The organism is Bacillus sp. JJ1127, from assembly GCF_036965845.1.
Taxonomy (GTDB): Bacteria; Bacillota; Bacilli; order Bacillales; family Bacillaceae_G; genus Bacillus_A.
Map to the genome: position 1 here is coordinate 10,551 of NZ_JBALQK010000008.1, position 8,000 is coordinate 18,550.

The window sequence follows — 8,000 nt, forward strand, 5'->3', positions numbered from 1 at the left end:
AATGGATTTATATATATGACAAACATTTACATATAATACTCGCATTAAAGTTAACGTTAACGTAAAATATAATAATGTAATGAGAGGAGGAATAAACATGTATAAAATTGATGAAGTAACAAAGCAAGTTGGATTAACAAAACGTACACTTCGTTATTATGAGGAAATTGGTTTAATTCATCCGCCAGAGCGTAGTGAAGGGAATATTCGTCTTTACACAGATGAGGACATTGCACGTATTAAAAAAATTGTAGAAGCAAAAGAAGTGCTAGGAATCACCCTTCAAGAAATGCAGCATTTCTTATCATTAAAAGAGCGCATGGAGCAAAGGCGAAATAGTGATAATCCACGTGATCGTGAAGTTATTCAAGAAATTAAGAACATGCTCGAGAATCAAGTGCAAACACTAGATATAAAAATGAAGCAAATGCAGCGCGTGAAAGCAGAATTAGAGAATAGTTTAGAGCGCGCAAATAAATTTTTAGAGGACACAAAAGGAGAGACAAAAACCCTTTCTTAAGAAAGGGTTTTCTTTGTTGTCATAGAAGGAATCTTCTTTATACACGAACAAAAACGGTCTGACTAAAATGTATTTTCGGTATTTTTGTACTTTTAACTATACTTTTTGTATGTTTTGTTTTATTTTTGTTAGGGGACATTAATGATGTCCTATTATAAATTTGCAGCGAAAGGCGTGATTGTACGATGGAACTATGGTTCACTGAAAAACAAACAAAACATTTTGGAATTACGGCGCGTATTAACCGCACGTTACATACGGAGCAAACAGAATTTCAAAAGCTTGATATGGTTGAAACGGAAGAATTTGGAAACATGCTTATTTTAGATGGCATGGTTATGACAACGGAAAAGGATGAGTTTGTGTATCATGAAATGGTAGCTCATGTACCTTTATTTACGCATCCAAACCCTGAAAATGTATTAGTTGTAGGCGGCGGCGATGGTGGTGTTATTCGTGAAGTGTTAAAACACCCAAGCGTAAAGAAAGCAACGCTTGTTGAAATCGATGGTAAAGTAATCGAGTACTCTAAACAGTACTTACCATCAATTGCAGGTGCGTTAGATAATGAGCGCGTTGAAGTGAAAGTAGGCGACGGTTTCCTACACATCGCAGAAAGCGAAAACGAATATGACGTAATCATGGTTGACTCTACAGAGCCAGTAGGGCCAGCAGTAAACTTATTTACAAAAGGATTTTATGCTGGAATCTCTAAAGCATTAAAAGAAGACGGTATTTTCGTTGCACAAACGGACAACCCTTGGTTTACACCGGAATTAATTTCAAATGTGTTTAAAGACGTAAAAGAAATTTTCCCAATTACACGTCTATACACTGCAAATATTCCAACGTATCCAAGTGGACTTTGGACATTCACAATTGGATCTAAAAAGCATGATCCATTAGAAGTAAGTGAAGAGCGTTTCCACGAAATCGAAACAAAATATTACACAAAAGAAATGCATAAAGCAGCATTTGTATTACCAAAATTCGTTGGGGATTTAATTAAATAGAAAAGTGGAAGCGGCTCGTTCAGAATAGGAGGGGGATGGAGCTTCAGACGTAGAGGCGTTTTTTGCCTCGCAGAAGAAGCGAAGCCACCGAGTATTCTAGCCGCTATAGCTGGACAATAGATGAAAGTGTAAGTAGCTCATTTAAGGTGCGCGTCCAAAAGATTTGAGCATGCTAGCTACTTACACTTCGATAAATAAAATAATCTTCTCGTCGCTAAAAGAAGATTGAGGTAAATCGAGAAAGAGGAGTACAGCGCTCCAAATTTGAGAAATAATGAAAGGTTGGGATACCTTAGGTTCCACATAAGGAGGAAAAGAATATGCGTTTTGATGAAGCTTATTCAGGTAAAGTATTTATTAAAAGTCATCCAAGTTTTGAAGAGGCAGAGGCAGTTATTTACGGGATGCCAATGGATTGGACAGTAAGTTACCGTCCAGGTTCTCGTTTTGGCCCTGCACGTATTCGTGAAGTATCAATTGGGCTAGAGGAATACAGTCCCTATTTAGATCGTGAACTAGAAGAAGTAAAATATTTTGATGCTGGTGATATTCCGCTACCATTCGGAAACCCACAGCGCAGTATAGACATGATTGAAGAATATGTAACAAAACTATTAGATGCCGGTAAGTTTCCACTAGGTCTTGGCGGTGAGCACCTAGTGTCTTGGCCAGTTTTTAAGGCAATGGCAAAAAAATATCCGGACTTAGCAATCATTCATATGGATGCTCATACTGATTTACGTGAGTCATATGAAGGAGAGCCTTTATCCCATGCTACGCCAATTCGTAAAGTATGTGATTTGATTGGTCCGGAAAACGTATATTCTTTCGGGATTCGTTCTGGTATGAAAGAAGAATTTGAATGGGTAAAAGAAGTGGGCATGAACTTATATAAATTTGAAGTGTTAGAACCGTTAAAGGAAGTATTGCCAAAACTTGCAGGACGCCCAGTTTATGTCACAATTGACATCGACGTATTGGATCCAGCACATGCTCCTGGAACAGGAACATTAGAAGCTGGTGGTATCACATCTAAAGAATTATTAGATTCCATCGTAGCAATTGCAAATTCAGATATAAATGTAGTCGGAGCGGATTTAGTAGAAGTAGCTCCAATCTACGACCATAGTGATCAAACACCAATCGCAGCAAGCAAATTCGTGCGGGAAATGCTGCTTGGTTGGGTAAAGTAAAAGCGGAAGCGGCTCGTATCTCATATATCGATGCTTCTGCAAAATTCGATATATGCTTATAAGAAAAAAGGAGTTAGTCTCATTATTTGAGACTAGCTCCTTTTTTCTATGCAGCTTTTTCTTTTGAAGTGATGCCGCGAATTTCATCAGCAGAACGAATTGGATATTTGCGGAAAACGATTGTTCCGATATAGCCAATGATTGTAGTGACGATTCCGCATAGTACAGCAGCAATTGCTACTTTCATTACATCGTTAAATCCAAAGAGAACCAGAAGTCCTGGAATTGGTGATGCTGTACCAGGGGCATTGTTTACCAGTTGGAATAAGGATGTAATAATACCAGCAAGTGCACCACCGACAAAATTTGTCGTATAGATTGGAATTGGATTTGCTGCGACAACATCAGCTTGTGTTAATGGTTCAATTGCTACCGCAATTGTATCTTTCTTTGAACAAATCTTTAAACGTTTAAAGAAAATAAAGTTCATTGGAGCAGAGGCCGCTACTGCAAGACTACCAATAGCCATTGGTAAGCCTGTTAGTCCTAACATAGCAGTTAGTGCCATGGAGCTTAATGGAGATGTAGAGATAACTGTGATGAGCCCGCCAAGCATAATCCCCATAATAACCGGGCTTTCTGTAGTTGCGATTGAAATAATAGAGCCGATTTTTCCAAGCGTTACATTTACAACGGGATCCATAAGCATGGCCATTCCGCGTGAAAGTGGTGCTGCAATGAATAAGATTGCTAAAAATTCTACACCAGCTGGCAATTTCTTTTCAAGGAATTTTACGACAAAGGCGCAAACATATCCAGCGAAAAAGCCTGGTAAAATACCAAATCCACTAGTGGCAATCCCAATTAAAACAGCATATACGGGGGATACACCAATTGCGAGTGCCACTAAAATGGCAGCTGCGACACCGCTCATACTACCGGAGGCTTCCCCAACCGATTGCAAAAAGCTGTTATGAAACATCTCGCCACCGATATAACGGTGAAATGCTTCAATAAGGAAGCTTGCGATTGCAGCGTTAGCTAAAGCACCCATTGCCTTCATTCCGTAAGGAGCACGGTAACTAAAGAGCGTGAAAAGAAAAAGTACAACAAGTAGTAGTGCTAAACCTTGCAAGATAGCCATTTGAAAACTGTCTCCTTTTTGATATTTGTTATAAAAATTTGTATTATTCAATAATAATACAGAATTTGCTCGAATGGAAAAATTTTTTATTAGGAAAATACTACAAAGAGCATTTTTCTTACGATAGTGTAAGGAAAATGTAATACATTTCAATAGAGTATAGTATACCCTTTCCCGTATAATACGGATATGAGTATGTAACGGATCAAAAGATATATCAACAGGAGGCGCATATATGAAATTGGTAATTCGGGTTTTAGCCGTTTTTGCTATCCTTTTAGGTGGTACGGCATATTATTTGCAAACAAAAACAGAAGGTGTCGGGGCTTTTGTCGATAATTTCTTTTCAAATAAAGAGATACAAGATTATTACGCGGTTATAAATAAGGGTGAGAAAAAAGACGATGAATATTTGTATACATTTAAAGGATATACAGAGGATGGAAAGCCGCAAGTCATCAAAAAAATGGTGAATCGTCAATTACATACAGGTACTTTTATAAAAATTTATGCGAAGGGAATGCAAGGAAAAAGCTGGGCTGAAATTTCAAAAGAAGAAGTTCCAGAAAAAGCCTTAAAGCAATTGCAAAAAGTATAAAAGGAGCGAATGATTCGCTCCTTTTTTAGTGTGTTAAAAGTGTGATGGATGTGTGCGTTTGGCTGGAAATAATTTTTACGCGTCCGCCAATTGGGAAAGTAAAAATCGGTGTTGTATGTCCAAAGTTGGCATTTGCAATTACAGGAATGTGGGAAAGTTTTTGTTTTGAATAAATTATTTCTTGGATATCTTCTATGACAGCTTCAGATCCTTTTTGCAGTCTTCCAATCACAATGCCTTTTATATGTTCAAAATCTGGTTGTTGAATGAGAGAGTGTAAGTAACGATCAAAAGTTTTAACCGTGGCTTTTCCTGTGAGAGCATCTTCTTCTAAAAATAATATTTTATCTCGTAAGTTCGGGATATATGATGTGCCTTGTAGTAAATTAAAGGTACTCATATTACCACCAACAATTTCTCCAATTGCTTCACCTTCATGTATAGAAACATATCCTTCATTTTGGAAGAAAGTTCGATTTTCTTGGTCAATATACCAAGGGTCATCGCTCCACGTTTCAGCGGGATGTATTTCGATAGGTTCTGCAGAAGTCATGCATGTTAAAAAGTAATCTACTGTATAATCAAGCCCTTTCTCCATTCCAAATGAAGAGAAGTGAGGACCTGAATATGTAATGAGACCTGTTTTTGTATAAATAGCGTTGCTTAAAGCAGTAATATCAGAATAACCACAGAAAATTTTAGGGTTCTTGCGAATTAAGTCATAATCTATATGCTGTAACAGTCCATTGGAATTATATCCTCCAAGTGTTGTTAAAATTGCTTTTACATTGGAGTCGGCGAAAGCTTCATGGAGGTCTTGCACTCGTGAAGAAACGGAAGAAGAAGCAAAACGATCAATTTCTTCAGCGTTTTTTGAAAAGGTAATACGAAAGCCCATATCTGTGAGCCGCTTAATAGCAAGATCACGATTATAATCGGAAACAATACTTAAACTACAGGCAGGTGAAATAACTCGAATTTCATCACCTTGTTTTAGTTTTGGTGGAATCATTTGGAGCCCCCCTTTAAATAAAAGAAAATTTCGATTTAAAAGATATTTTATCATAGAAGATAGAACTTTATAAATTGTTTTTTTGTAACAGAGTTTTCCTGATTTTTCAGCAGACAGACATAGGCTTTTTTTGATATGATAGGAAAAGTGATTTATTATAAACTTTATCTAATATCTATAACATATTGAAAGGTGTGCAAGACGTGGAGAAACAACTTGCAGGCTTGCCAGTACACGTTCATTTCGTAACAGAAATCCGTGAAGGGGCACGAAAGGAAACAATTGCTTTTGACGCAAATGGTCAATACTATGTAAAAGGTCAAAGTACATATGTAACGTTTCAAGAGCCGAACGAACAAGGCGAAGTAAAGACAATCATCAAAATTCAAGGTGAACAAGTTCTCATCATGCGTTCAGGTGCCGTTTCCATGCGTCAAATACATGCAAAAGGTGAATGGACAACTGGTACGTATACGAGTGAACTTGGTACGTTTGCATTGCAAACGAAAACTGATAATGTTCTTTTTAAATGGTCGGACGAGAAGAAAAAAGGACAACTCTTTTTAACGTATGCATTGCTTCTAAGTGAACAAGAAGCGGGCCGATATACAATTACGATTAATTTGAAGGAGGCAAAATAATGAATTCTTTAGAACAAGTAAAAGGATTGATTAAAGAAGAAATTAAAGCTGCAGTATTAAAAGCAGAATTAGCAACAGAAGAACAAATTCCAAACGTTGTATTAGAATCTCCGAAAGATAAAACACATGGTGATTTCTCTACAAACATGGCAATGCAACTTGCACGTGTTGCGAAAAAAGCACCTCGTATGATCGCAGAAGAGTTAATTGCAAACTTCGATAAAGCAAAAGCTTCTATTGAAAAAATTGAAATTGCTGGTCCTGGTTTTATTAACTTCTACATGGATAACAGCTACTTAACAGATTTAATCCCAACGATTGTTAAAGCTGGTGAAGCTTACGGTGAGACAAACACTGGTAAAGGTGAAAAAGTACAAGTTGAGTTCGTATCTGCAAACCCAACAGGTGACCTTCACTTAGGACATGCACGTGGAGCAGCAGTAGGTGACACATTATGTAACGTATTAGCAAAAGCAGGATACGATGTATCTCGTGAATATTATATTAACGATGCTGGTAACCAAATTCATAACTTAGCTCTTTCTGTTGAAGCTCGTTACATGCAAGCGTTAGGTTTAGAAAAAGAAATGCCAGAAGACGGTTACCATGGTGCGGACATTGTTGGAATCGGAAAACGTTTAGCAGAAGAGTTTGGCGATCGTTATGCAAAAGCTGATGAGAAAGAAAGCTATGAATTTTACCGTGAGTACGGTTTGAAATATGAACTAGCAAAACTGCAAAAAGACTTAGAAAGCTTCCGTGTTAAGTTTGATGTATGGTTCTCTGAAACATCACTATACAAAAACGGAAAAATTGATGAGGCTCTTGCAGTATTAAAAGAGCGCGATGAAATATTTGAAGAAGATGGAGCGACTTGGTTCCGTTCTATGACTTATGGTGATGATAAAAACCGTGTGTTAATTAAAAACGATGGTTCTTACACATACTTAACGCCAGATATCGCGTATCACCGTGATAAATTAGAGCGTGGTTTTGATAAATTAATCAACATTTGGGGTGCTGACCACCACGGCTACATTCCTCGTATGAAAGCGGCAATCCAAGCGCTTGGTTACGATAAAGAAACGCTTGAAGTAGAAATCATCCAAATGGTACAACTATACCAAAACGGTGAAAAAGTAAAAATGAGTAAGCGTACAGGTAAAGCAGTTACACTTCGTGAGCTTATGGAAGAAGTAGGCGTGGATGCAATGCGTTACTTCTTTGCAATGCGTAGTGGTGACTCTCACTTAGACTTTGATATGGACTTAGCTGTATCAAAATCTAATGAAAACCCTGTATACTATGCACAATATGCTCATGCACGCGTATGCAGTATCCTTCGCCAAGGTGAAGAACTTGGATTAGCTGCAGGCGGTGATGTAAATTACAAACTTGTTACTTCTGAAAAAGAAGTAGATTTACTGAAAAAGCTTGGTGAATTCCCAGCGGCAGTTGCAGAAGCAGCGCAAAAACGTCTGCCACATCGCATTACAAGCTATGCATTTGAGTTAGCAGCAGCGCTTCACAGCTTCTACAATGCAGAAAAAGTATTAAACCAAGATAACTTAGAATTAAGTAAAGCTCGTTACGACTTAATGCGTGCAGTGCGCATCACACTTCAAAATGCATTATCATTAGTTGGAGTATCTGCGCCGGAGAAAATGTAATAAAGAAAAGTAGAAGCAAAAAAAGAGATCGCTCGCGGTCTCTTTTTTTGCTTTTTTCTTTCTCATGCTTCTATTGTCCTTGGCTGACAAAAGAAGACGGATAACGACTCTATTCTATATAAATCTATTCTAACTTTTCGGCATCTAAATCTCTGCTAAGCAGAATAAAAAGTAACCTACCCTCATTTGATCTTTCTGTTTTTACTTCG

General features: G+C 37.6%; 8 protein-coding genes. 6 read left to right on the plus strand and 2 right to left on the minus strand.

The features are described from left to right. The first annotated feature begins 97 nt into the window (after window positions 1–97). The 3 genes from V7183_RS01020 (at window position 98) to speB (ending at window position 2,726) form a co-directional block, all read left to right on the plus strand. The gene (locus V7183_RS01020) at window positions 98–520 is read left to right on the plus strand and encodes a MerR family transcriptional regulator (protein ID WP_335358446.1); all 423 of its coding nucleotides are present in this window, start codon (window positions 98–100) and stop codon (window positions 518–520) included. 185 nt (window positions 521–705) lie between these two features. After that, window positions 706–1,533, plus strand: coding sequence for a polyamine aminopropyltransferase (gene speE, locus V7183_RS01025; protein ID WP_097897431.1), 828 nt, complete (start codon window positions 706–708; stop codon window positions 1,531–1,533). A 320-nt stretch (window positions 1,534–1,853) separates the two neighbouring features. Beyond that, the gene (gene speB / locus V7183_RS01030) at window positions 1,854–2,726 is read left to right on the plus strand and encodes an agmatinase (RefSeq protein WP_097897432.1); all 873 of its coding nucleotides are present in this window, start codon (window positions 1,854–1,856) and stop codon (window positions 2,724–2,726) included. A gap of 106 nt (window positions 2,727–2,832) precedes the next feature. Here the strand turns inward: speB and V7183_RS01035 are convergent, their stop codons facing one another. Next, entirely contained in the window at window positions 2,833–3,870 is a 1,038-nt protein-coding gene (locus tag V7183_RS01035; RefSeq protein WP_335358447.1) for a PTS sugar transporter subunit IIC, read from the minus strand. A 235-nt stretch (window positions 3,871–4,105) separates the two neighbouring features. Here V7183_RS01035 and V7183_RS01040 point away from each other — a divergent pair, with 235 nt between their 5' ends. Then, on the plus strand, window positions 4,106–4,468 hold the full coding sequence (locus tag V7183_RS01040) for a YxeA family protein (RefSeq protein WP_097897434.1): 363 nt from the start codon (window positions 4,106–4,108) through the stop codon (window positions 4,466–4,468). Window positions 4,469–4,493: 25 nt separating this feature from the next. On the opposite strand, the gene V7183_RS01045 is transcribed toward V7183_RS01040, so the two are convergent. Next, window positions 4,494–5,480 (minus strand): S66 family peptidase, encoded by a 987-nt coding sequence (locus tag V7183_RS01045; protein WP_097897435.1) that lies wholly within the window; start codon window positions 5,478–5,480, stop codon window positions 4,494–4,496. Window positions 5,481–5,683: 203 nt separating this feature from the next. Here V7183_RS01045 and V7183_RS01050 point away from each other — a divergent pair, with 203 nt between their 5' ends. Continuing rightward, the gene (locus V7183_RS01050; RefSeq protein WP_097897436.1) at window positions 5,684–6,121 is read left to right on the plus strand and encodes a DUF1934 domain-containing protein; all 438 of its coding nucleotides are present in this window, start codon (window positions 5,684–5,686) and stop codon (window positions 6,119–6,121) included. Beyond that, complete coding sequence (argS, locus tag V7183_RS01055) at window positions 6,121–7,791, plus strand: arginine--tRNA ligase (protein ID WP_097897437.1); 1,671 nt, start codon at window positions 6,121–6,123, stop codon at window positions 7,789–7,791. The genes V7183_RS01050 and argS overlap by 1 nt, the downstream gene beginning before the upstream one ends. Window positions 7,792–8,000: the final 209 nt, after the last annotated feature.